Consider the following 24,580-nt stretch of genomic DNA (forward strand, 5'->3'; position numbering starts at 1 on the left):
TCATGCAAAGTGTAGATTGGGTTTGGCCAAAGAATAAAAAAATCGCAGTTGTTTTTAATGTTTGTTTAGAAGCTTGGTCAGATGGTAAAGCTCCAGGTATTAGTCCAATGGGTAATCCGTTGCCTGCAGGGTATCTTGATAATATGGCGATTTCATGGGCATCTTATGGGCCTAAAAAAGGAATCTATAGAATCTTAGATAGCTTTGCTAAATATGGCGCTAAATCAAGCATGATGGTAAACGGCATCATTGCTGAGCGCCATCCAGAAGCTGTCAAAGCAACTGCACAGGGTGGTCATGAAATACTTTCACACTCTTATGCAATGGATGTAATCCCGGTGATGCTCACTGAAGATGAAGAGAAAAAGAATATTGAGCGTTGCACGCAGTTATTGAGTAATGCGGCTGGGGCTCCTATCAAAGGGTGGTTAAGCCCTAGGGGTACTCCAAGCGCACATTCTGCAAAATTTTTAGCGCAGGCTGGATATACATGGCATGGCGATGTTTTTGATTCCGATTTACCATATATTCAAGAGTTTGATGGCAAGAAAATTGTTGCTATCCCTCTAGGAACGGATGTGAATGATATGCCGTTTATGAAGTTTGGTAATCCACCTGAACTGATGTTGCAATCATTTATGCAAAATTTAGATATTGCTAGAGAGCAAGATGAAGTTTGTATTATTGATGTCACAAGTCACGCACATATCTTTGGAAGGCCTAGAGGCGCTTATTTCTATGAAAAGATTATTCAAGCAGCTACAAGTGCAGAGGATGTTTGGGTTGGGACTCGCCTTGAAATAGCGCAGCATATCCTTTCTAAGAAATGAACACCGCACTCAATCCTTTAGATCTTCGGGTATGGCTTGAACATATTCAGAAATTAGGTGAGTTAGATTTGTGTTTAGGGGCTAAGGCTGATTTAGAAATCGGTGCTATTAGTCAATTAAACGTCAAGCGAAGTAACCATAAAGCATTAATGTTTGATGAAATACCTGGATACGCTAATGGTTATCGAGTCATCACCGGCACTACAGGCAGCAAAAGAAGATTAGCCTCGATTCTACGATTGCCAGATCCAGACTCACATCAAGCGCTGATAGAGTCATTAAGAGATAAGCCTGCTCAATGGCAATCTACAGCCCATCAATATTCACCTGTGCAGGTGTCGGATGGGCCTGTTTTAGAAAACACCATGATCGGTCAAGATGTTAATCTCCTTCAATTTCCTGCTGTTCAATGGAATAAAAATGATGGGGGTAAATACATTGGTACAGGTTGTTCGGTAATTACTAAAGATTTAGAGTCTGGTTGGGTCAATGTGGGGACGTATCGAGTGATGCTACACGATAAAAATCGTGTTGGATTAATGATGATTCCAGGAAAGCATGGGGATATTCAGCATGCGAAATATAAAGAGGCTAAAAAACCTTTTCCTGTGGCGATTGTTTTGGGGGCCGATCCATTAAGTTACCTGATCTCAGGTATTGAAGTGCCATATGAGGTTTCTGAGTTGAACTATATGGGGGCTATTTTGGGACAGTCACTGTCTGTGATAAACGGCGATGTGACTGGACTGCCTTTCCCCAGTGCCGCAGAATTAGTTTTAGAAGGTTGGGTTTATCCAGAAGATCAATTGCCCGAAGGACCCTTTGGAGAATTTTTAGGATATTACACTTCAGAGGCTTCATTAGCATCAGTAGTTACGGTAGAAAAAGTTTACTTTAGAAACCAACCCATTATCTTAGGTAGTCCACCATCTAAGCCACCTAATGACTATTCGTATTCAAAATCAGTTATGCGTTCAGCGCTACTGTTTAATTCTTTAGTGGCGTCTGGTGTACCTAATGTCCAAAGTGTGTGGGCTCATGAAATTGGTGGATCTCGCATGTTTAATGTGGTTTCAATTAAACAAAAATATGCAGGACATGCTAAACAAGCGGGACACATTTTAAGTCAATGTGGAGTAGGGGCATATATGTCACGCTATTCCATCGTGGTTGATGAAGATATTGATCCATCAAATTTAAATGAAGTGATGTGGGCAGTTGCAACACGCTCTGACCCAGTAAGAGATATTGATTTTATTCAAAGAGGTGTGGGTTCACAAAGCGACCCATTAAGTGTATTTAACACGTCTAAAGTACATTTTGCATCCAAGGCGATTATTGATGCATGCCGGCCTTATGAGTATTTAAATAATTTTCCAAAAGTGGTAGATGTGAGTAAAGACATCGAAGATTTAGTAAGAAAAAAGTGGCCCAATTTATTTTAAAAAGTGCATAACATCAGGAGAAATTACCATGCCAGCATATTTAGTTTCATTAATCACAGTTACCAATCCAGAAAAATTTAAAGAGTATGCCAGTTTAACTGCAGCCGCAACTGAAAAATTTAACGCTAAATTTGTCACTAGAGGAGGCGGTCTTGAAGTGGTTGAAGGAAGCATGCCTCATGCAAGAGTTGTTATTTCAGAATTTAAAGATAGAGAAACTGCAAAAGCTTTTTTTGAATCGCCAGAATATTTATTGGCAAAAGAAAAAAGAATTGGAGCTTGTGACTTCAACGCATTTATTGTTGATGGAATATAAGTTATTCGGGCTGTAGCCCCATTTTTTTTATGAGTGTGCCATAACTGATTAATTGTGAGCGGATTAATTGTTGCAATTCCTCTGGAGTATTGTTGGCTGGATAAAGACCTTGGATGAGCATTTTTTCTCGAACGTCTTTATCGCTTAAAGCTTTCTTTACTTCAGAGTTAATTAATTGAACGATCGGTTTTGGAGTGCCTTGAGGGGCCATAAAAGCGAACCATGCGGTAAATTCAAAACCTGGAAGGCCAGACTCAGATATGGTGGGAGTATTAGCAAATTGTGCCAAACGTTGTTGACTTGCAACCCCTATAAACTTTAATTTACCAGCGTCTGAGAGTCCTTTTAGACTTGAGACAGCTATCAACGCAAGTTCCACTTCTCCACCTGCCACGCCGGTTGCGGCTTGCATAATGCCTTTGTAGGGCACATGAGTCATCGATGTGCCAGCCTGTGAGTTAAATAAGGCCATCGCGATATGTTGAGGACTGCCATTTCCGCCAGATCCATAATTTAATTTCCCAGGATTTTTTTTCGCAAATGCAATGAGGTCAGCGGCAGAATTGGCTGGATTTGATGGAGCAACTATCAGGCCTAATTCAATTTTACCTGCCATGGTAATCGGACTAAAGTCTTTAATAGGATCCCAGGTAATTTTTGTTTGGATATTGGGAACCATGGTTAAGATACTGTCATTAAATACGCCCAAGGTATAACCATCTGGTACAGCTTTCGCCACTTTGTCGGCACCTATTGAGCCTGCGGCTCCCGGTAATGATTCAATCACAAATTGCATACCAGAATTTTGGGTAATTTTTTGGGTAATAATTCTTACGCCATTGTCAATCGAATTTCCCGCAGCAAGAGGAATGATGATATGGATTGGACGGTTTGGATATCCATTAGGTAAATCAGCTGCAAATGTAAGGCTTATATCAAAGCATAAAAAAAGAGCAAATAAAATTTTTTTTAACATGTTGATGATGAGTCCCTATTTTGAAAATTATTTTTATAAATTTATTATAAAGACTAAGTCTGGCTTTAAAACTAGGGTTAAATCCCTAGTCAGACCAACTCAAAAGATGATCAATCTAGCTAAAAATTGACAGTCAAAAATTAAATATAATTTTGGAATTGGTTTATTCTTATCAAATGGCTTTAGCTGACTAAAGAAGTTCATCACAATCAGATTATTTTTAAGGACATCTCATGGGCGCATTATCAAGGTTTCGGATTTTAGATTTAACACGAGCTCGAGCTGGCCCAACATCAACAAAACAGTTTGCCGATTTTGGAGCCGATGTAATTAAGGTTGAACAACCCGCAGATGGTGGTGAGCGAAATCAATTAAGCGGAGATCGTCATAGTTTTGATATGCAGAATTTGCATCGTAATTCAAGATCGATTACTTTAGATTTGAAAAACCCACAGGCAAGAGAGATTTTTTATCGACTCGTTAAAACTGCTGATGTTGTGGTTGAGAATTATCGTCCAGATGTGAAGTTTCGTTTGGGTATTGATTATGAAACATTAAAAGCGATTAATCCCAGAATTATCTTGACGTCAATTTCTGGCTTTGGACAAGATGGCCCATATGTTAAAAGACCCATGTTCGATCAAATCTCACAAGGTATGAGCGGTATTATGTCCGTCACTGGTAAACCTGGCGGTGGTCCAATTCGTGCCGGTGTAGCAATTACTGATATTACCGCTGGCTATATTGCTGCATGTGGCATATTAACAGCCCTTCTTGAACGAGAAGTTTCTGGTCAGGGACAATGGGTTCAGAGCTCTCTCATACAAGCTGGGGTTGCAATGATGGATTTTCAGGCGGCTAAATATTTACAAAAAGGGGAGATTCCTGTTCAAGTGGGGAATGATCACCCTACTAGCATGCCAACATCATGCTACGAGTGTTTAGATGGTTATATTAATGTTGCAGCGACTGGCCAAGTCATGTGGCTCGCATTGTGTGATGCAATTGGTAAACCTGAGCTAAAAGAAGACCCACGTTTTATTACTGAACCCCTTCGAGTAAAAAATCGTGATGATTTAAATAAGATCCTAATTGATATTTTTAAGGTAAAAGAAAAATCATACTGGGTCGATTTGTTAAATCAAGTTGGTGTCCCTACAGGTCCAATTTATGATTTGTCCGAAGTGTTTGAAGACCCACAAGTGATTTCTCAAAACATGGTTGCAGAGGTCAATCACCCCAAATTAGGAAATCTCAAATTAGTCAATCAGGCTCTAAAGTTAACTAGGACTCCAGCAGAAGTTAAGAGTGCTACACCAGAACTTGGGGAGCACACAGCAGATATTTTGAGAGAGTTACAGTACTCTGAAGATGAAATTTCAGAATTTGTTGTGAATAAAGTGGTTTAAGAAAGTTTTTAAAACTACCTAAATTAAGTTGGGCTAATTCAACTCTGCTCAAGTTGAATATTGCGAGATTTAACAACTCCAGCCCAACGATCAACCTCTTCCTTAATGAATCGTGTGGTTTCAGCAGGAGATTTTCCTACAAGTTCAAACCCCATATCCGTTAATCTTTGGGAAGTTGATTGTGATCGTAATCCAGCTACCAATATAGAATTTAGCTTGTTTATAGTTTCAGAAGGAGTGCCTGCAGGGGCAGCTAATCCAACCCAAAATTTGATGTTTAACTGATTTAAATTGGACTCAGTAGCACAGGGGATTTCAGGCATCGAAGAAATTCGTTTATCACCTGTAACTAGTAGAGCCCTTAATTGACCACTTTTAACTTGTGAAGCAATTGTTGGTGCCGGCCCCATAAATGCTTGAACTCTTCCGGCAATTAAATCTTGCTGCACAGCAGAAGCTCCTTTATATGCGATATGGTCAATTGAAAGACCACCGACAGCATCTTTAAAGAGTTCAACACTTAAATGGTTGTTTGTCCCTACTCCACCTGAACCATAAAAATATTTACCGGGATTAGCTTTTACCAGCGCTATAAACTCTTGGATATTTTTTACAGGCAGACTGGGATTTACCACAAGAACATTGGGCACACTAATTGCAGTGACTATGTGGCTGAAGCTTTGAATAGCATCAAAGGCATTTGATTTAGATAAACTTTGTGCAATAGTAAAAGAGGTGTCAGTACTCAAAAGAGTGTACCCATCGGGCTTTGCTTTTGCAACACTGGTCCATCCTATAGAGCCATTAGCGCCCACTTTGTTTTCAACGATAGTGGTTTGATCTGTAGCTTTTGTGATGATTTCTCCCATAAGCCGAGCACCTAAATCAATACTTCCTCCTGCAGTAAAAGGAACGATGATGGTGATTGCTCGTGAGGGATAGACATCGCCAAATGACCATGGAGTAATAGAGTTTCCAAGTATTGTTCCAACAATAACTTTGCAGAAATTTCTTCTTTGCATATTTACTCAATTACTATCTAAAGTTAATTTTTGCTCTTTCACAACCTTTTGGTAGGTTTCTAATTCTGCTTTAATTTGTGCCGAAAATTCTTCGGGAGAGTTTGCAATCACAATTGAGCCAGTATCCTCAATCCGTTTTTTAACGGCTGGAATCTCTACCGCTTGTTTCACTGCAGCATTGATTTTAGTAATGATCTCTTTTGGCAGGCCTTTGGGGCCAACAATCCCGTAATAAGCCATTCTGTTCACTGGTTCCGCACCCATTTCTTTAAACGTTGGTGTATTAGGAAGCGCACTGATACGACTCGGAGCAGCAACCACAATAGGTACCAAACGATTATCTAAAATGAATGGTAATGCTGACGGCATATTATCGAAAATGACAGGAACTTGACCTGCAACAACATCATTCAGTGCCGGACCAGCACCTTTGTAAGGGATATGCGTAATAAAAACATTAGCAATACTTTTAAAAAGTTCCATTTGCAAGTGTCCAATACCACCAGTACCAGAGGATGCATAGGAATATTTTGTTGGATTTTTTTTCAGTTCAGCCACAAATCCCTTGTAGTCCCTTGCCGGAAAAGAAGGGTGAACAGCAATAATGTTGGGGGTTGCAGCGATATTGGTGATCGAAGCAAAATCCGTCAGTGGGTTGTAAGGGGTTTTGGGATTAATCGCCGGATTTGCGGCAGTAGTTGAAACTGTAGCGACCCCTAGGATATAGCCATCAGGAGCTGCTTTGGCGACCTCATTGGCACCAACAACACCGCCACCACCTGGTCTATTCACCACAATCACTGTTTGCCCTAAGCTTTTGGATAGTGGTTCAGAAATGACCCGAGCGATGATATCGGTGGTACCACCAGGTGCAAATGGCACCAGTAGTTGAATTGGCTTGGTTGGGTATTCATTTGCAAAACTCTGCATACTGATTAGAGAAGAGACAATGATTGCGAGGACAGATAATTTCATTTTAAATTCCTTTAAAAAAATTAATTACTTAAATTAATCGCTGATTTTTGAATAACACCACCCCATTTACTTGATTCTTGCCTTAAGAATTGTTTAAATTCTTTTGGGGTAGAACCCACCACTTCAAAACCTTGCGATTCAATAGAGTTTTTTGTATTGGCATCAATAATAATTTGATGCACTGCCTTTTGAATATCCTCTAAGATATTATCAGGTGTTCCGTTTGGCGCTACTAGACCTGTCCAACCTTCAATCAAAACATCGGGCTGGCCTAATTCATTCATTGTCGGTACATTCGGAAATTGACTCACTCTTTTTTTACTCGCAAGCGCCATTAAGTTGAGTTTGCCAGCTTTAATTTGATTAATGGCTGAAGGGAGGGGCACAAACATGATGTCAGTTTGCCCACCCATCACATCCACCAGCGCTGCGGAGTCACCCTTATTGGGGATGTGATTCATTTTGATACCAACTTTTGAAGAAAATAATTCAGCGGCTAAATGCTGTAAATTGCCAACGCCAGCAGAACTGTAATTGATTTCACCGGGACGTTTTTTTGCATAAGCAATTAACTCATCGACGTTTTGGTAAGGGCGTTGCGGATTACTTACCAAAGAAAAAATAATCGAAGAAACTTGCGTGATGGGGGCAAGATCTTCAAGAGGCTTAAAAGGCATATTTTTGTATACAAACGGATTAATGACCATAACGCTTGGCACTACAAGGCCCAAAGTATAGCCATCAGGGGGCGCCTTTGCGACAATGTCCATCCCCAGATTGCCATTTGCTCCAGGTTTGTTTTCCACAATGACAGAGGTTTTCCATACATCCGATAATTTACTTGCGAGTGTTCTAGCAACAACATCAGGAGATGCACCAGGAGCTTGAGCTACGATGATTTTGACGGGACGATTTGGATAAGATTGAGCAAAACTGAAAGAGTTGATCATCAAGCCAGTAAGGCATAAAGCCACCACAAAAATACGATGAAATAATTGCATCATGTTTCTTATCCCTGTCAGTTTTCTAGTTAATATTTACGTTTTAAAAACAACATCTTTGTTCACAAGTCGAAGCGGTTGACCTTTCAGAAAACGATCAACTTGATCAAAAGCCTCACCAAAATATAATTCAAAGGTATCGTGATCAGCCCAACCTAAATGAGGTAAGCAAACCACGTTGTCCATCTTTAATAGAGGGTGGTCGCCATTGAGAATCGGTTCGTTTTCATAGACATCGACGGCCGCGTAACCTGGTCGCCCACTTTCCAGTGCTTTTTCTAAAGCACCACTCTCTATCAGCTCGGCCCTTGCCGTATTGACTAGAAGTGCGGTAGGTTTCATCATCATTAAGTCTGCCAACTTAACCATCCCGAAAGTATCTTTGTTATAGCGTAGATGAATGCTGATGACATCAGATCGCGAAAAGAAATCTTCTCGAGAATTTGCCACCTCAAAGCCTAATTTTTGGGCACGATCAAAAGAGCCCTCTCGTCCCCAAACTAAAATATGCATACCTAAACCTTGAGCAGCTTTGGCAACTACTTCACCGATTTCACCAAGTCCGTAAATCCCTAAAGTAGAGCCATTCAAACGATGGGATAAAGTAATTGGAAACAAACCAGCTTTCATGCGCGCAGCTTCTAAAACGATATTTCTGCGGGCGGCAAGCATTAAAGCAAGAGCACACTCTGCTGGAGCAAGATGTGAGGACGCCTCTCCATGCGTTACAGCCACACCATATTTAGTGCAGGCAGCATAGTCAATAAACTTACTATTTCTGCCAACTAAGGCCACTAACTTGAGCTTGGGTAGAGACTTTAGAAGTTCTTCATCAATTGTGATTCTTTCGCGCACCACAACAATAATATCGGCGTTGATAAAACGCTTGATGAGTTCTGCCTTATCTTTCGATGGTTCAACGCAAACAGTTATTTCGTTACCTTGAAGGGTGGAAAAACATTTAAGGTCTTTGACGCAATTTTGATAGTCGTCGGCAATCACAATATGCACTAGTCGTCTCCACTAAAAGCTATTAGGGCAAATGTATGCCTCTTATTTAATGAATTGAGTTTATACCAAATCATCTTGAATTTGACAAAATCAATCAAAAAATCGCACCTAAACACTTGAAATTGAGGAATTCACCCTTAAGTTCAAAGTACATTAAATTATTTGTAATCTCATTTGATACTTAGAGGAAAAAAATGACGACCGTAGAGAAGCAAACCCTTGATTTTCAAGCAGAAATAAAGCAGTTACTGCAATTAATGATTCACTCTTTGTACTCCAATAAAGAAATCTTTCTTCGCGAACTGATTTCCAATGCTTCAGATGCGGCAGATAAGCTCAGATTTGAAGCAATCCATCAAGCAAACTTATTTGAAGGTGATCCCGAGTTGCACATTCAGGTCAGTTTTGATCAAGCAGCAAGGACAATCAGTATCTCTGATAATGGTATTGGGATGAGTCGTGAAGAGGTCATTTCTAATCTTGGAACAATTGCAAGGTCGGGCACAAAAGAGTTTTTCTCTAAGTTATCGGGTGACCAGCAAAAAGATGCTTCCTTAATTGGGCAATTTGGTGTTGGGTTTTATTCTGGATTTATTGTTGCTGACAAAATAACCGTTGAGACTCGTCGCGCTGGACTGGGTCAAGAGACTGGAGTGCGCTGGGAATCTTCTGGTTCTGGCGATTTTACGATTGAGACGATTGCAAAACCAACTCGAGGAACCACCATTATTCTTCATCTTAAAGATGGTGAGGATGAATTCTTATCCAATTGGAAGTTAAAGACCGTTATTCAAAAGTACTCAGATCATATTTCGATTCCAATTCAAATGCAAAAAGAAGAATGGGATGAAGAAAAAAAAGAGATGGTTACTCGATCTGAGTTTGAGAATGTCAATGAGGCGAGTGCGCTTTGGACAAGAAACAAATCGGATATAACTGAAGAGCAATATCACGAATTTTATAAGAGTATTTCTCGGGACTTTGAAGCTCCTTTGAGTTACTCGCATAATCGAGTAGAAGGCAGAAGTGAATTTACGCAATTACTGTTTTTACCGAAAAAAGCTCCCTTTGATTTATGGGATCGTAGTAAGCGAAGCGGCATTAAGCTCTATGTAAAACGTGTGTTCATCATGGAAGACTCAGAGCAGTTGATTCCAACTTATTTACGTTTTGTCTCAGGGGTCATTGACTCCGCAGATTTGCCCCTCAATGTTTCCCGTGAAATATTGCAAGAATCACGTGATGTCAAATTTATTCGAGAAAGCTCTACCAAGCGAGTCATCGCAATGCTTGAAGAGTTGGCTAATCATGAAGACGCAGCAAAGCGCGATGAATATCAACTCTTTTGGAATGAATTTGGCCAAGTGCTGAAAGAAGGTATTGGGGAGGACTCAGTTAATTTGGAGAAATTATCTAAATTACTTAGATTTGCAAGTACCCACAATGACTCAGATGTGCAAAATGTCTCATTAGCAGATTACGTATCACGCATGAAAGAAGGTCAAGACAAGATATATTACGTTACTGCCGAAACCTATCTTGCAGCAAAAAATAGCCCCCATTTAGAAATCTTCAAGAAAAAAGGTATTGAAGTTTTATTACTGACTGATCGTGTAGATGAGTGGATGCTTTCTTTCCTTACAGAGTTTAATGAAAAGCCGCTTGTTTCTGTTGCAAAAGGTGGGCTGGACTTAGGCTCTTTAGAGGACGAAAAAGAAAAAGAAGAGCAAAAAGAAGTTGAAAAGCAGTTTGCTGATCTATTAGAGAAAATGAAAACTACCCTAGTTGATAAAGCAAAAGATGTTCGAGTAACCTTCCGCCTAACAGATTCACCAGCGTGTCTTGTTGCTGATGAAAATGAATTGTCTGGCAATCTCATGCGTATGTTAAAAGCGGCGGGTCAGGCAGCGCCTGAGACAAAGCCTATATTAGAAATCAATCCGAATCATCCTTTGTTTAAAAAAATGGAAGGGGATACAGAACAGTTTGAAGATTGGTCGCACCTTATATTCGATCAAGCACTTCTTGCTGAGGGAGGACATATTGCTGATCCAGCCTCATTTGTACGCCGAATGAATCAAATGTTGATGAAATAAAAAACATTTTTCATCAAAGAAATGTTTTAATTAAGGAGTGATCTTTCACTCCTTTTTTTATGAAAAAATTAGTTTTATTTTTTTTGATGATGTGTGTTTCTGCCCCGTTTTATTTGGAGGCTCGAGCGCAAACAGAAAACAACCAATTGTTGATTGAGGTGGATTCCAAGCTTCAATATGATCCTGAAAATGTCGGTAGTTTTTCTGGGGCGATGAAGAGTTGCTTTAATAATTTTAAAAACAAGAATTATTTTTCAGCTTACCAAACGACCGTAAAAATCATGAATCAGATGACCTCACTGGAAAGAAACCAAGCTATGGGTAAGTTTCAGTATGTTATGCGAACCCGCACTTTCAATGGACGAAGTTTGTCAGGAGCAGAATGTGAACGCTTATTCAGTAGTGACTGGCCATCCTATCTTTTAGAGCCCAATTGATTTGCCGAGTGTCTGATTTTCCTCATCTCGGTGTAGACTATATTTCTTATTTGCCTTCTCTTTTGTGGAATAAACATATGATTCGGAAAATTACACACATACTTCTACTTTTGCTGATTTCAGCCATTGCGGGGTGTGCTACCCAACCTAGTCCGCCAGTAGGCACCAATGGAAAATTGCGGATGGGAGTATATAAAGGCTCTCCAACTTCGATTTTGCCTGGTAAAACCTTTGAGGACTCCAAGGGCGTAGGCTATGAACTTGGTAAATTATTTGCTCAGGATTTTAACTTTGCTTATACACCTATCATTTTTGAAAAAAATGCAGATGTTTTGGCTGCGGCAAAACAAGGGCGAGTAGATATGATTTTTACAAACGTATCACCGGATCGAGCGGATGATTTTGCATTTTCTAAACCAATTTTGAAAATAGAAAAAGGGTATCTGATTGGCTCTCAACGAGGAATACAGAACATTGCTGACATTGACGTACCCAGTAGAAAAATTGGTGTAAGTGAGGGAAGTAGTTCACAAAAAGAGCTCGCCAAAGTCATTAAATATGCTCAAATTGTCACAACTACCTCCACCACGAGCGCGGTTGCCATGTTAAAAGCGGGTCGCATCGATGTCTTTTCCAGTAACAAGGCAATTTTGTATGAAATGTCTGATGCCGTTCCTGGTTCACGAGTCTTAGCTGATGTGATTGGATATGAATCCATGTCGATTGGGATCCCGAAGGAACGAGCTGCGGCAATACCAAAGATAAATGAGTGGATTGACGGGGCAATGCAGCAAGGGCAAATCAATGACATGGTTAAAAATTCAGGTCTCAGAGAGATTTCGCTAACGAAGTGATTCTTTTGGCTAATGTACTAAATTCACCTAGCTTGTAATATACTTTCGTATAAATCAAATAAAAATCGTATTAAAGGAGACTTGTATGAAGCAAATTAATGTTGCTGTTATTGGAACCGGTTGGTGTGGCGGTATTCGTGCTGAAACAGCCCACAGAAACCCATTAGTTAAAAACCTCTATATTGCTGAAACGAACGAAATTCGTCTCAAAGAGATGACAGATAAAGTCAAGCCTGTGGTTGCGACGACAGATTATCGTGAATTACTCAAAATAGCTGAAATCGATGCCGTCATGATCTCAGCAACACCAGAAACAACCCATTTCCCGATTGCGAAAGAATCTTTGTTAGCTGGTAAACATGTGTTCTTAGAAAAACCGATTGCGATTGCCCTAGAGGAAGCTGATGAGCTAATTGCCATTGCAAAGCAAAAAAACCTTAAATTCACTATCGGTTATTCACAACGTTTTAATCCAAAATATGCTTATGTCAAAAAATCAATCAACGATGGCACGATTGGTCGTCCCGTCAGTATTTTAGTAAGCCGCCATATCACGCGAAGTCTTGGTAAGAAAATTAGTGGGCGAGTGAAGTTATCTCCTGCAGCCATGGAATCGACGCATGATTTAGATTTTGTATTTTGGTGTTTAGAGCCAGCAAAACCAGTAAAAGTGTATTCACAAGTGAACTATGGTGCTATGCGTGAATCGACTGGTGGAGATATTCCAGATACACAGTGGATCATGGTCACGATGGACAATGGCTTGTCATTTGTCGTTGGTGGAGGTTGGAGTTTGCCCCCAGGATATCCTAATTTCTCATCTACTTGGATTGAGTTCATTGGAAGTGAAGGTGCACTTTTAGTTGATGATAGTCATAAAGATGTTGTTTTGAATACCATGAAAAATGGTATGCAACTTCCAATGTCGACAATGCCTGGTGAACAGGTTGATCACGTTTACGCAGGACCTATGGCATATGAAACGATTCACTTCCTTGAGGCGGTTGCATTAGATCGCGACGTATTAGTGACAGGTGAGCAAGCTCGTCAAGTGATGGAAGTGTATATGGCTGCAGATATCTCTGCAGAAACTGGTGAACCAGTATATTTACCGATTTCTCAAGAAAAACTTCGTGCGGTGAATGGATAAACCATGCGGGATCGTCAAGCAAAAAATCTTGGGTTAGCAATTGTTGGCGCAGGAAGAGTAGGATTATTTCGTGGTGAAGTAGCTGCCCGTCATCCCCAAGTTGGGTGGATTGGAATTGCGGAAAAAAATCCTGAGCGAGCCAAACTAGTTGCAGAAAAATTAAAGGCTGATTTTGTTACGGACAGCTATGAAGAATTACTTAGCCGTCCTGAAGTAAATGCTGCCATTATTTCTACAGATGAGCATCTTCACGTAGACCCAATCATGAAAGCAGTTGAACATGGTATACCCATGTTGATCGAGAAGCCATTGGCAACAGAATTAGCCGATTCAGCAAAAGTACTTGCTGCAATCGAGTCAGCTGGAATTGATGCGGTCGTTGGTTATACCCAGCGCTTTAGAAGACGTTGGCTAGCTGCCAAAGAAAAAGTTTCTGCTGGACAATTAGGTGATATCACGCTGGTAACATCGCGTGCGTTCATGAATCGTTTAGTTGCGATCGATAATTACAAGCGCACAACCCATCCAGAGCGTATTTCACCGATGGTTATTTCAGGGACACATGCACTTGATATCGTGATGTGGATGATGCAAGGTAAGACACCTGTTGAGGTCTATGCACGCGCAATTGATAAGGCATTAGGTCCAGAGTACAAAGGAATTGATGCCACCAGCGGTGTAGTCACTTTTTCTGATGGAACAATTTACCAAGCGACGATTTCATGGGCATTGCCGGTAGTGTGGCCGGGTGCCGTCTATAGCTTAGATGTGGGTATTGTTGGAACTGAAGGAGTGCTAACGATTGACGATACGCATCGCGATATCGTTTTAGCAACCTCCAAGTTCCAGGGCGAGGGTTATGCTCCAGATGCTACAAGACGTGTTGACTTTATGGGCAGTTATCCCCCGGGAGATATGGCCTTAGGCGAACTTCGGGGCCCGATGCGTGAAGAGACGGACTCTTGGTTAAATCGCGTTTCTTTAGGACTGCCAACACCTGCTGCAACTGTAGCTGATGCCCATAAGAATTTAATGATGACTAAAGCCTTTGATCTATCTGCTAGATTAAAACGCCCAGTAGCATTACCGATTGATGCAAAAGACGATATCTATTCCTAAATCATTTATTTAAAAAGACAGTATTCAATAACACTGGAGATCAACACATGAGACGTTTTTTACAACTGATCACAATCGCATTTGCGGCTAATTGTTTGATAGCAAATGCTCAGGATGCAAATTATCCGAATCGACCTATTACTTGGATCGTACCGATGGGAGCAGGCGGAACTTCTGATGTGTTTGCCAGGACCATCCAGCCTTTTATGGCAAATTATCTTGGTCAGCCGATGATTGTTGATAATAAGTCCGGAGCTAATGGAGTTTTAGGAGAAGAGTTAGGATTTAATGCTAAGCCAGATGGCTATACGCTCATTTTTTCTTCAGCCTCTGTTGCAGCAAATCCATTTTTACGTAAAACCAATTATGACCCGAGAAAATTTGTACCCGTTATTTATTTAGGTAACGTTTATTTGATCTTGTTGGCAAATTCTGATGTCAAGGCTAAAAATTTAAAAGAGTTTGTTGAGTTGGTGAAAACCAAGCCAGCAGGAACTGTTAATTATTCCTCATGGGGTGTTGGTGGTATGGGGCATTTAGCGACAGAGTTATTAAATATTGAAGCCAAGATTAACTTAACCCATATTCCGTACAAGTCATCACCAGAGGCTGTTACTGCAGCCATTTCTGGGCAAACTCAAGTAACTTTCCAAACCACATCGCTGGCGATTCCGCAAATCAAAGCAGGCCGTTTGCACCCTTTAGCGGTTGCGGCGCCTAATCGTTTACCAGATGCACCAGATATTCCTACAGTAGGAGAAATGGGTTACCCTGGCATTAAAATTGACACATGGTTTGGTATTTTTCTTCCGCCCAATACACCAAGACCTATTGTTGAGCGCTTAAATAAAGCCTTTCAAGCTGCAATCAACGATCCTGAGAATAAAGCAAAATTGGAAGCCAAAGGAATTTATCCTAAAGGTGGAACTCCAGAAGACTTCCAAAGTTATTTCCAATCCGAGATGAGAAAATTTAACCGCATTGTGACTGAAGCAAAAATTGAACCGGAAACAAAGTAGTTGTTACGTATGAACAATTGATTAAAAGGATGTCCACATCATCTAAAGCCCGTTGGAGTGGTTTTCAATATCATTACCAACCAGAAAAGAGCCATGTACATCCTTTTTTAGTTGATTTATGGAAGACAGTTGAGCTTCAAACTGATGGCTTAGTACAGATTGAAGTTTGTGCTAACAATGGTGGTTTAAAACATTCCCATCTCGAGATCGTCCAAGATCTGATCGAGGGTAAGATTCAGTTTTATGCTTTGATGGGAAGTATTTTGGGGCCTATTGCCCCAGTAATGAATATACAAAGTTTGCCCTTTATCTTTGGTACCAACGATGACGTCTATGACGCTATGGACGGTGAGATTGGCGAATATTTAAAACAAGAGCTGATACCCCATGGCATTTATTTATTTCCTCATGGCTTGATGGAAAATGGCTTTCGACACATCGTGTGTTCAGATAAGCCTATTTACAAAGCATCAGATTTAGCCGGTGTTTCGATACGAATTCCTGAAGGAAAAGTATTTGAAGATACTTTTAAATCCTTAGGCGCAAATCCAGTTCCGTTGTTTGTTCTCGAGTTATATGACGCATTAAAAACAGGAAAAGTAACCGCGCAAGAAAACCCTTTAGCCATATTAGATTCTTTAAAACTTTATGAAGTGACAACTTATGTTTCGAAGACAGCGCACATGTGGTCAGGATTTAATTTAATTGGGAATCTGCCCTTTTGGCAAAGTATGCCTAGGGATATTCAAGAAATTATTCAAAGTAACATGACACATTATGTGGCAAAGCAACGCCAGTATACGATTGCACTCAATGCACAATTAGAGCAAGATTTAATCTCTAAAGGAATGATTTTTAATCAAGCGGATACCCAAACATTTAGAGCTTGTTTAAAAGGTGATTTTTATTCAGGATGGAAGCAGCAATTAGGCCCGCAGTTATGGAGTTTATTAGAGCAACGATTTGGGAAATTAGTGAGCGACTAGCCTGTTCTAAAGAATAGTTATAGAATTAACAATACAAAAAATAATTAGGAGATATTAATGAAATTTATGAAGCTTTTGGCAATATTATTTTGCGCTTTCATCACCAGTTCATCATTTGCTGAGGATCCATATCCAAATAGACCAATTAATCTTATTGTGCCTAATCCTCCAGGAGGATCGTCTGACGCTAATGCAAGAGTTCTTAGTGAGCTTTTACAAAAGCAATTGAAGCAACCTTTGGTAGTTACATTTAAGCCTGGAGTTGGCGGGCAGATTGGCAATTCATTTGTAGCAAAGTCAAAGCCAGACGGTTACAACATTTTGATGGGGCTATCTTCCATCATGGTCTCACCAGATGCTGAACGAGTTCAAGGTAAGACTTCGCTCTATGAAGTGGATCAGTTAGTTCCTGTGGCAATGATTTCTAATGACCCGATGGTCATGCTCGTTAATGCTAGTTCGCCATGGAAAACATTATCTGATGTAGTAAAGGCTGCCAAAGAAAAACCCAATACGATTAATTACTCATCCTCAGGTAATTTTGGCCCGATTCATTTATCAGTTGTGATGTTTGAGCATGCCGCAGGCATCAAATTAACACAGGTTCCATTTGGTGGTGGTGGACCGTCTATGATGGCATTACTAGGTAGTCAAGTAGAGATTACGACAGCTATTCCATCGGTCGCTATTCCACAAATACAATCAGGAAAAGTGCGTGCAATAGCTGTTTCTGGGCCAAAAAGAATTAAGCAATTACCGAATATCCCTACCTATCGTGAATCTGGATATGACGCTGAGTTTAATATTTGGAATGGAGTCTTTGTGCCTCAAGGTACACCAGAGCCAATTATTAAGACATTACGCGACGCGGTACGTGAAGCAGCGAACTCTGGTGAGATGGAAACTGCGATGACACAAAGAGGTATGATTTATGAATATCTTGATATGGCAGAGTTCAGAAAATTTGCCAAAGAAGATGGTGATCGCATGGTCAATGCCGTTAAAAAAATCGGCAAATTGAATTAAGTCAATTAAGATGGCAAAAATTGAAGCTTCTAAGGCCCTATCCCATCTTCGGGTCTTAGATCTAACTAGGGTTCGTGCGGGTCCAGTATGCGTTCGACATTTGGCGGATTTTGGTGCAGATGTCATCAAAATTGAAAACGTCAGTGAAGAGTCTTATGCAGGACCAAGAGAAGGACCAGATTTTCAAAATCTCCATCGTAATAAACGGTCGATGACTTTAAACCTGAAGTCTGATGACGGACTTGAGGTATTCAAGCAATTAGTTAAAACAGCAGATGTGATTGTTGAGAATTATCGACCTGACGTGAAGTTTCGGTTAGGGATTGATTATGAATCCATGAAAATAATTAATCCGCGTATTATTTATGCGAGTATCTCTGGATTTGGTCAAGATGGACCCTACGTGAACCGTCCTGGATTTGATCAAATCACCCAGGGCATGTCAGGACTCATGTCGGTTACTGGAACTCCAGGAGAGGGGCCAATGCGTGTTGGCGGAGCTGTTACTGACGTTGCTGCTGGCTTATTAGCTGCGATGGGCATATTAACTGCTCTCGTCGAACGAGATCAGAGTGGCGAAGGTCAGTGGGTTCAATCGAATTTATTACAAGCAGGACTTACATTATTAGATTTTCAGGCGGCACGTTACACCATGAAAGGTGAAGTCGCTAAACAAGTAGGTAATGATCATCCGACATTTATGCCGACGTCCGCCTATCCCACTGCAGATGGTTACATGAATGTTGCGGCCACGGGTATGGGCGTATGGGAAAAATTTGCTGCGGCACTTGGTCGTGATGATTTACTCAATGATGAAGAATTTAAAATAGCAAAAGGACGCTCTGATGGCCGCGCTCGTCTGAATGCTGAAATCAGTCGCACACTCAGAACACGTTCAACGGCCCAATGGGTTGATCATTTATTGGCACATGGAGTCCCTTGTGGTCCCATCTATAACATGGATCAAGTATTTGCAGATCCACAAGTACAACACATCGAAGCATCTGCAAAGGTAACTCACCCTACTTTAGGAGAGCTTACTCTTTTAAACCAAAGCATTGGTTTATCGAGAACACCGGCCTCTTTAAAAACCAGTACGCCAATGAAAGGCGAACATACTGAAGAAGTATTGACAGAACTAGGCTTTACTGCAGAAAAAATTGCTGCACTAAAACAGGTTGGCAGCATTTAATGAATATTCTGTTTCGGCAAGTATGGAATTTTCGACTTGAATGTTTGCTTTTGATTACCTTGTGTGTTTTAGGTATACATTCAAGCATTGCACAAACTAATTTCCCTGATCGTCCAATTCGGTTAGTGGTGGGGTACCCCCCCGGCGGTGCTGCCGATTTTGTGGCACGCGTTACCGCAGATCAGTTAAGTAAAGAGCTTGGAGTGTCTGTTGTTGTAGAAAATAAACCAGGGGCAGGTGGTGCAATTGCGGCAGACTTAACAGCAAAATCAACCCCAGATGGTTATACGATTTCGATGTCAGGACCGCATGCACAAATTCGTGCACTCTATCCAAAGATGGCTTTAGATGTTGAAAAAGACTTTATACCAATCAGCAATTTAGCCACAGGTGCAATGATTATTTGTACAAACCCACAAGCACCTTATAAAAATCTCAAAGAACTGATCCAGTTTGCAAAAGCCAATCCAGACAAAATCTTCAATGCATCCTCTGGCAATGGATCGACCCCGCATATTGCATCTGCACTTTTTAGTAATATTGCACAAGTTAAATTTTCGACGATTCAATTTAAAGGGGGTGGTCCTGCAGCAGTTTCGACCATTGCCGGCGATACTCAGTTGATGTTTGCTACACCACCAACCGTGATGGGATTTATTAAGAATGGATCCCTAAAAGCAATTGCATTGACATCTGCTAAATCATCCCCTGCAATCCCAGGTATTTCTGGAGCAGAAGAAGCAGGACTGGCAGGATATAACTCTACTTTCTCGTATGGACTTTATGCGCCGATTGGGACACCCAATGCGATTATTCAGAAAATATTTCAAGCAACACAAAAGGGGATGACTGGAGTTGCTACGAAGGATCGATTGGCTTCTCAGGGAATGGACTTAACCATTTCTAAAAGTCCTGAGCAATTTATGAGCCAATTAAAAGCAGAAGCGCCAGCACTCATGGAAGCGGTAAAAGTATCTGGCGCTAAATTAGAGTAAACATTCAGGCGCTTACTCAGCTTGAATGTTTAATGATTTCAGACGATTGGCATATTTCAAGACCTCAGCATCGGTGAAGGTTTTGAATTGTTCTGGCGAGTCAGCGACGGGATCTAAACCAATTTGAATGATGCTATCAGCTACAGATTTTTTATCATATGCCTGACGAACTAGTTGTTGGATTTTCAAGACGGTTTCCTTGGGTGTTCCTGCCGTAGTAAATAAACCAAACCACCCACCGTCAATTTCAAAATTCGGAAAACCTTGCTCAGCAACCGTAGGCACTTCCGGAAATAAAGTAGAGCGCTTTAAACCTGTAAAGCCAATCGCTTTTAATCGCCCATCTTTGATAAATGGTAATACGGAGGATGGGGTGGTGATGAGGACTTGGATTTGTTCCCCAATTAATGCTGTTGTCGCTGGACCCGCACCCTTATAAGGGATATGAACCATGTTAAGACCCATGCGTTGATTGAATAATGCACTCGATATGTGCAGATGATTACCATTACCAGGACTTCCGTAGGAGACCTTATTCTCTGGATTCTTTGCGTACGTTAAAAATTCGTTAATATTTTTAATTGGCGATTTTGCATTTATGACAATGAGAAGTGCTTCCACATTACCTAGATTCGTTACCGGAATTAAATCTTTCTTTAAATCATAGTTGAGCTTTTTGTAATAACTTGGATTAACTGTAATGGATGTTGAAGTTACTAAAAGCGTGTAACCATCAGGTTTTGCTTTTGCGACAAGGTCAGCACCAATCATACCGTTCGCACCAGGATGATTTTCTACATAAAAGGATTGACCGGCTAGACTAGTTAACTGTGGAGCTAAGATTCTCGCAATGGAGTCAGGAGTGCCAGTCTCAAAAGGAACTACCATTTTGACCGTTTTATTGGGATAACTTTGTGACAGGGCAAGTTGGGAAATCAGTCCAAAAAATAACAAGCCAAATATTTTCAGCATCGTTTTACTCCTCTTGAGTTTTGATAGGCGATGGAACAACATCCTTTGTGGCACCTTTCCATCCATGTTCTGTAATATCAACTACCACGCCATTGGGATCAAAATACTTCACCTCATAAAATCCACCGTCATGTTTCACATCACCCATCCAGTAGGTTCCGCCAAGATCCTCAATTTTTTTGCGCGTATTCCCAACATCATCGACCCAAAACCCCAAGTGATGAATACCAACAAAATCTGCACCACGCTCACCAGCAGATGTGTCATTTTTATAATTTAATAAAGCTAAATTGACCGTACCATCACTTAGATAAACACCTTTGGCATTTGCCCAATCGGTACCCCCCACGCGCTGCATATCAAAGGCCTGCATATAGAATTCAGCAGCAGCTTCAGGATCTGGGACTGTCAGCGTAATATGTCGTAATTTAGCCATCTTTACTTATGCCTTATTAAATTAAAGCAACTGCAAGCCCAATAGATTTTCATGTTGAATGCTTCTCCCTGATTTATTCTGTTTTATTGATGAAGCCATTCTAGATGGCTCGCAACGTCCAACTACTAATTCTGAGCAATACCAGCTAATTTCACAATCTTTGCATATTTATTCATTTCATTCGTAACGAATTGATGAAATTGTTGTTGATCCATTTCACGGACTTGGATGCCTGCTTTATCAAATGTTGCCTTAATCTCAGGATCTTGCATGGCTTTGTTAATATCATGATTGATCTTTCTTAAGATGTCTTGAGGCACATCAATGGGAGCCCAAATACCCACCCAAAAATCAATATCAAAACCGGAGTAACCTTGTTCAGCGATAGTGGAATATTGAGGAAAATAACTCAGTTTTTCTTTGGAAGTGATGCCCAAGGAGCGAAGCTTACCCGTATTTAAATAAGTAAGAGCAGTATCAAATGGAGCCATAAAATAATCAACTCTTCCCGCCAGAACATCCTGAATTACCTCTGGAGAACTTTTATAAGGGATGTGGGTATTCTTCATGCCAGTGACTTGATGAAGATATTCTGCAGCAAGATGAGTTGAGCTGCCAATACCAGCAGATCCAAAGGAAAGGTTGTTATTGGATTTTTTGGAGGCTTGAATGAGATCTCCTAGAGTTTTATAAGGACTATTAGCATTCGTAATGAGAACATAAGGGGTGGTAGTTAGCATACTGACGTTAGCTAAACTTTTTACCGCATCATATGGAAGTTTTTTATAGACTGCCGGGTTAATTGCGTAAGTTGCAGAATTTGCTAGCAGAGTATATCCATCTGGCGGAGAGTTAATGACCGCATTGATACCTATGGAGCCACCTGCGCCAGGCCGGTTTTCAATAATGACAGATTGCTTCCAAGCTGTATTTAAATATTTAGCCAAAATACGGGCTGTTATATCTGTTCCAGAGCCAGCTCCAGGAGCGACGATTTTGACAGTTCGGTTTGGGTAAGAGCTTGATGAATTAGCCTCTTTGTTTTGTGCAAACGAGTTTGAACTTAACAGAAAAGTGAATATGGTTAATACAAAAGAACGATATAACTGATTACGTTGAGAAAAGTACCTCACTACATGTCTCCAATTTTTTATTAAAAATCATCTAACGGATTTTTTATCTACTGTTAGTATATATCCCATTCATTCAAAAAATATAAAAATTCAAGAATTTAGGAGGCAACAGGATGTTTCAAAAGATTGCGATATTGGGCTGTGGTGCTATTGGGAGCAGTGTTGGCGCTGATTTAACCGATGCAGGACTAGACGTTACTTTAATTGATCATTGGCCAGCCCATGTGGAAGTCATGAAGAAACAAGGTCTTCATATAAAAATGACAGACCTTGATTTACAAATTCCGGTAAAAGCATTTCATTTGCATGAAATATATTCCATGCAGCCACAATTTGATTTGGTATTGCTTGCAGCAAAATCTTATGACAGTGCTTGGCTGGCACACTTTATCAAACCCTATTTAAAACCTACAGGAATCATCGTGGGCTTACAAAATAGTATGAATGAGGAAATCATTGCCCCTATTATGGGTTATCCCAATACGATTGGATGTGTGATTGAATTGTCGGGAGAATTGATTGAGCCTGGCTATGTTGTTAGAAACACCACTCGAACAACGACCTGGTTTAGTCCAGGTGAGCTCCATGGACTTAAAACACCAAGACTTAAGGCGTTAGAAGACTTATTTCAGAATACCGCAACCGCGCAGATGACCTCCAATATTTGGGGTGCTAAGTGGTCTAAGTTAATCTCAAATACGATGACACAAGGACCTATTGGCATGTTAGGGATTAAGTCCTATGAGGCAGGGCAGTTACCAGGTTTTTTTGAGTTGGCTTTTGAAGTTGGCAAAGAGACATATGATGTGGGTAGAGCGCTAGGCATAGAAATTGAGCCGATTTTTGGGTTAACTCAAGAAGATTTTTTGGGATCAAGTGCAGATGTGATCAATAAGTTACTTCATACGCTTCTTTTACATTTAGGCAAGAACTCAAGGAATGCGGTTGTTCAAGACCATGCAAAAAGTAGAAAAACTGAAGTAGGATATCTTAATGGTTTAGTAGTAAAAAAAGGTGAGTTAGTTGGTATCCCCACACCCTATAACAAAGTAGTCACTAAAATGAATCAATTGATTGAAGATGGCAAGTTACAAACGAATCCCGACCTTTTAATGCAGGTAAAAAATTATATTTAAAGCTGTATTTTTTGAATAAATGATAGGAATTTTTGCATGAAAAAAAGCTTAAAAAACTCACACAATTCTTTAACAAGACTTTTTTTATTTAGCGCATGTATTTTTTTAAGTCTAATGACACATTCGGTGCAGGCTCAATCCGCTTACCCTAATAAGCCGATCAAAATCGTCGTGCCTTATCCAGCAGGAGGGGCTGCAGATATCAGTGCTCGTTTAATTGCGCAAAGCATGTCGGAAAGCATGGGTCAGCCCATCTTGGTTGATAATCGCCCGGGCGCTAATGGGATGATCGGCACAGACGTCGTTGCTAAATCTGCCCCAGATGGTTATACCCTGTTATTTACTGCAAGTGGACCCTTAGTTGTTAATCCCTCACTCTACAAGAAAGTACCCTATAACCCAGTGAAAGATTTTGCGCCTATCAGTATGGGTACTATTTATCAATATGCTCTCGTTGTGAATAGTTCATCAAAAATTAATTCTGTACAAGATTTAATTAATCAAGCGAAACAACAACCTGGTGCTCTTAGTTATGGTTCCACAGGTATTGGAGGTGGCGGACATTTAGCGGGAGAGCTACTCGCGCAAATGACTGGTGTGCAATTTAGTCATATCCCATATAAGGGTGCAGCGCCTGCATTAGCGGATACATTAAGTGGTCAATTATCGTTCAATTTTGAGCCATTAGTCACAGCAGTACCTATGATCAAGGCGGGGAGGTTGAGAGGCTTTGCAGTGACAGGAAATAAACGGAGTAAATCGATTCCGACTTTACCTACCCTCAATGAATTAGGATTTAAAGGCTATAACATTACCCAGTTTCAAGGCATGTTAGCACCTGCTGGTACAGATCCTGCGATTATTAAAAAATTGCATACAGAAATGGTCAAGGCATTAAAAACGCCTCAAGCTGATCAACGATTAGCTGAAGAGGGTGGTAATGAAATTGTGGCTAGTTCACCAGAAGAATTTGCGCAATTAATTCAGTCAGAATTAAAGATTTATAGCAAGTTGATTCGTGATGCCAATATTCAGGCAGATTAA

The 24,580-nt window shown here is 40.5% G+C and carries 24 protein-coding genes; 16 read left to right on the top strand and 8 right to left on the bottom strand.

Translation table 11 applies throughout. From position 1 onward, the window contains the following. The first annotated feature begins 2 nt into the window (after positions 1 to 2). Genes QMN06_RS02210 through QMN06_RS02220 form a run of 3 tightly spaced genes read left to right on the top strand, consistent with a single transcriptional unit; the run spans position 3 to position 2,591 of the window. Positions 3 to 830: a polysaccharide deacetylase family protein gene (locus tag QMN06_RS02210; protein WP_281970884.1), complete on the top strand. Its 828-nt coding sequence runs from the start codon at positions 3 to 5 to the stop codon at positions 828 to 830. Then, a complete protein-coding gene (locus QMN06_RS02215) occupies positions 827 to 2,275 on the top strand; it encodes a UbiD family decarboxylase (RefSeq protein WP_281970885.1) in 1,449 nt (482 codons plus the stop codon). Before QMN06_RS02210 ends, QMN06_RS02215 begins: the two co-directional genes overlap by 4 nt. A gap of 28 nt (positions 2,276 to 2,303) precedes the next feature. Continuing rightward, on the top strand, positions 2,304 to 2,591 hold the full coding sequence (locus QMN06_RS02220; protein ID WP_281970886.1) for a DUF1330 domain-containing protein: 288 nt from the start codon (positions 2,304 to 2,306) through the stop codon (positions 2,589 to 2,591). A gap of 1 nt (position 2,592) precedes the next feature. On the opposite strand, the gene QMN06_RS02225 is transcribed toward QMN06_RS02220, so the two are convergent. Further along, positions 2,593 to 3,567, bottom strand: a complete 975-nt coding sequence (locus QMN06_RS02225; RefSeq protein ID WP_281970888.1) for a tripartite tricarboxylate transporter substrate binding protein — start codon at positions 3,565 to 3,567, stop codon at positions 2,593 to 2,595. 233 nt (positions 3,568 to 3,800) lie between these two features. Here QMN06_RS02225 and QMN06_RS02230 point away from each other — a divergent pair, with 233 nt between their 5' ends. Beyond that, positions 3,801 to 4,976, top strand: a complete 1,176-nt coding sequence (locus QMN06_RS02230; RefSeq protein ID WP_281970889.1) for a CaiB/BaiF CoA-transferase family protein — start codon at positions 3,801 to 3,803, stop codon at positions 4,974 to 4,976. 38 nt (positions 4,977 to 5,014) lie between these two features. Here QMN06_RS02230 and QMN06_RS02235 read toward each other — a convergent pair whose 3' ends face one another. The 4 genes from QMN06_RS02235 to QMN06_RS02250 form a co-directional block, all read right to left on the bottom strand. Next, positions 5,015 to 5,998: a tripartite tricarboxylate transporter substrate binding protein gene (locus tag QMN06_RS02235; protein WP_281970890.1), complete on the bottom strand. Its 984-nt coding sequence runs from the start codon at positions 5,996 to 5,998 to the stop codon at positions 5,015 to 5,017. 6 nt (positions 5,999 to 6,004) lie between these two features. Continuing rightward, on the bottom strand, positions 6,005 to 6,928 hold the full coding sequence (locus tag QMN06_RS02240; RefSeq protein WP_281971705.1) for a tripartite tricarboxylate transporter substrate binding protein BugE: 924 nt from the start codon (positions 6,926 to 6,928) through the stop codon (positions 6,005 to 6,007). 65 nt (positions 6,929 to 6,993) lie between these two features. Then, positions 6,994 to 7,977: a tripartite tricarboxylate transporter substrate binding protein gene (locus QMN06_RS02245; RefSeq protein ID WP_281970891.1), complete on the bottom strand. Its 984-nt coding sequence runs from the start codon at positions 7,975 to 7,977 to the stop codon at positions 6,994 to 6,996. A gap of 33 nt (positions 7,978 to 8,010) precedes the next feature. Beyond that, entirely contained in the window at positions 8,011 to 8,985 is a 975-nt protein-coding gene (locus QMN06_RS02250) for a D-2-hydroxyacid dehydrogenase family protein (RefSeq protein ID WP_281970893.1), read from the bottom strand. Between the two features lie 194 nt (positions 8,986 to 9,179). On the opposite strand from QMN06_RS02250, the gene htpG reads away from it, so the two are divergent. The 10 genes from htpG (at position 9,180) to QMN06_RS02300 (ending at position 19,859) form a co-directional block, all read left to right on the top strand. Next, the gene (gene htpG, locus QMN06_RS02255; RefSeq protein ID WP_281970894.1) at positions 9,180 to 11,081 is read left to right on the top strand and encodes a molecular chaperone HtpG; all 1,902 of its coding nucleotides are present in this window, start codon (positions 9,180 to 9,182) and stop codon (positions 11,079 to 11,081) included. Positions 11,082 to 11,140: 59 nt separating this feature from the next. Next, the gene (locus tag QMN06_RS02260) at positions 11,141 to 11,518 is read left to right on the top strand and encodes a hypothetical protein (RefSeq protein WP_281970899.1); all 378 of its coding nucleotides are present in this window, start codon (positions 11,141 to 11,143) and stop codon (positions 11,516 to 11,518) included. A 77-nt stretch (positions 11,519 to 11,595) separates the two neighbouring features. Further along, complete coding sequence (locus QMN06_RS02265; RefSeq protein ID WP_281970900.1) at positions 11,596 to 12,372, top strand: transporter substrate-binding domain-containing protein; 777 nt, start codon at positions 11,596 to 11,598, stop codon at positions 12,370 to 12,372. An 85-nt stretch (positions 12,373 to 12,457) separates the two neighbouring features. Beyond that, a complete protein-coding gene (locus QMN06_RS02270) occupies positions 12,458 to 13,522 on the top strand; it encodes a Gfo/Idh/MocA family oxidoreductase (protein ID WP_281970901.1) in 1,065 nt (354 codons plus the stop codon). 3 nt (positions 13,523 to 13,525) lie between these two features. Further along, positions 13,526 to 14,641 (top strand): Gfo/Idh/MocA family oxidoreductase, encoded by a 1,116-nt coding sequence (locus QMN06_RS02275; protein WP_281970902.1) that lies wholly within the window; start codon positions 13,526 to 13,528, stop codon positions 14,639 to 14,641. 47 nt (positions 14,642 to 14,688) lie between these two features. Beyond that, entirely contained in the window at positions 14,689 to 15,660 is a 972-nt protein-coding gene (locus QMN06_RS02280) for a tripartite tricarboxylate transporter substrate binding protein (RefSeq protein ID WP_281970903.1), read from the top strand. A 29-nt stretch (positions 15,661 to 15,689) separates the two neighbouring features. Beyond that, entirely contained in the window at positions 15,690 to 16,646 is a 957-nt protein-coding gene (locus QMN06_RS02285; protein WP_281970904.1) for a TRAP transporter substrate-binding protein, read from the top strand. 57 nt (positions 16,647 to 16,703) lie between these two features. Continuing rightward, a complete protein-coding gene (locus QMN06_RS02290; RefSeq protein ID WP_281970905.1) occupies positions 16,704 to 17,672 on the top strand; it encodes a tripartite tricarboxylate transporter substrate binding protein in 969 nt (322 codons plus the stop codon). 10 nt (positions 17,673 to 17,682) lie between these two features. After that, entirely contained in the window at positions 17,683 to 18,864 is a 1,182-nt protein-coding gene (locus QMN06_RS02295) for a CoA transferase (RefSeq protein ID WP_281970906.1), read from the top strand. Next, positions 18,864 to 19,859, top strand: coding sequence for a tripartite tricarboxylate transporter substrate-binding protein (locus QMN06_RS02300; RefSeq protein WP_281970907.1), 996 nt, complete (start codon positions 18,864 to 18,866; stop codon positions 19,857 to 19,859). The genes QMN06_RS02295 and QMN06_RS02300 overlap by 1 nt, the downstream gene beginning before the upstream one ends. 12 nt (positions 19,860 to 19,871) lie before the next feature. Here the strand turns inward: QMN06_RS02300 and QMN06_RS02305 are convergent, their stop codons facing one another. The 3 genes from QMN06_RS02305 to QMN06_RS02315 all read right to left on the bottom strand — a co-directional run bounded on the left by QMN06_RS02305 (position 19,872) and on the right by QMN06_RS02315 (position 22,400). Continuing rightward, positions 19,872 to 20,831, bottom strand: coding sequence for a tripartite tricarboxylate transporter substrate binding protein (locus tag QMN06_RS02305; protein ID WP_281970908.1), 960 nt, complete (start codon positions 20,829 to 20,831; stop codon positions 19,872 to 19,874). A gap of 4 nt (positions 20,832 to 20,835) precedes the next feature. Further along, positions 20,836 to 21,267 carry a VOC family protein gene (locus QMN06_RS02310; protein ID WP_281970909.1) on the bottom strand — a complete coding sequence of 144 codons (432 nt, stop codon included), beginning with the start codon at positions 21,265 to 21,267 and terminating at the stop codon, positions 20,836 to 20,838. A 125-nt stretch (positions 21,268 to 21,392) separates the two neighbouring features. After that, positions 21,393 to 22,400, bottom strand: coding sequence for a tripartite tricarboxylate transporter substrate binding protein (locus QMN06_RS02315; protein WP_281970910.1), 1,008 nt, complete (start codon positions 22,398 to 22,400; stop codon positions 21,393 to 21,395). A gap of 113 nt (positions 22,401 to 22,513) precedes the next feature. On the opposite strand from QMN06_RS02315, the gene QMN06_RS02320 reads away from it, so the two are divergent. Both QMN06_RS02320 and QMN06_RS02325 read left to right on the top strand, forming a co-directional pair. Continuing rightward, positions 22,514 to 23,536, top strand: a complete 1,023-nt coding sequence (locus QMN06_RS02320) for a 2-dehydropantoate 2-reductase N-terminal domain-containing protein (RefSeq protein ID WP_281970911.1) — start codon at positions 22,514 to 22,516, stop codon at positions 23,534 to 23,536. A gap of 36 nt (positions 23,537 to 23,572) precedes the next feature. Continuing rightward, positions 23,573 to 24,580 (top strand): tripartite tricarboxylate transporter substrate binding protein, encoded by a 1,008-nt coding sequence (locus QMN06_RS02325; RefSeq protein ID WP_281970912.1) that lies wholly within the window; start codon positions 23,573 to 23,575, stop codon positions 24,578 to 24,580.

It is taken from the genome of Polynucleobacter sp. SHI8 (assembly GCF_027944005.1).
Classification (GTDB): domain Bacteria; phylum Pseudomonadota; class Gammaproteobacteria; order Burkholderiales; family Burkholderiaceae; genus Polynucleobacter.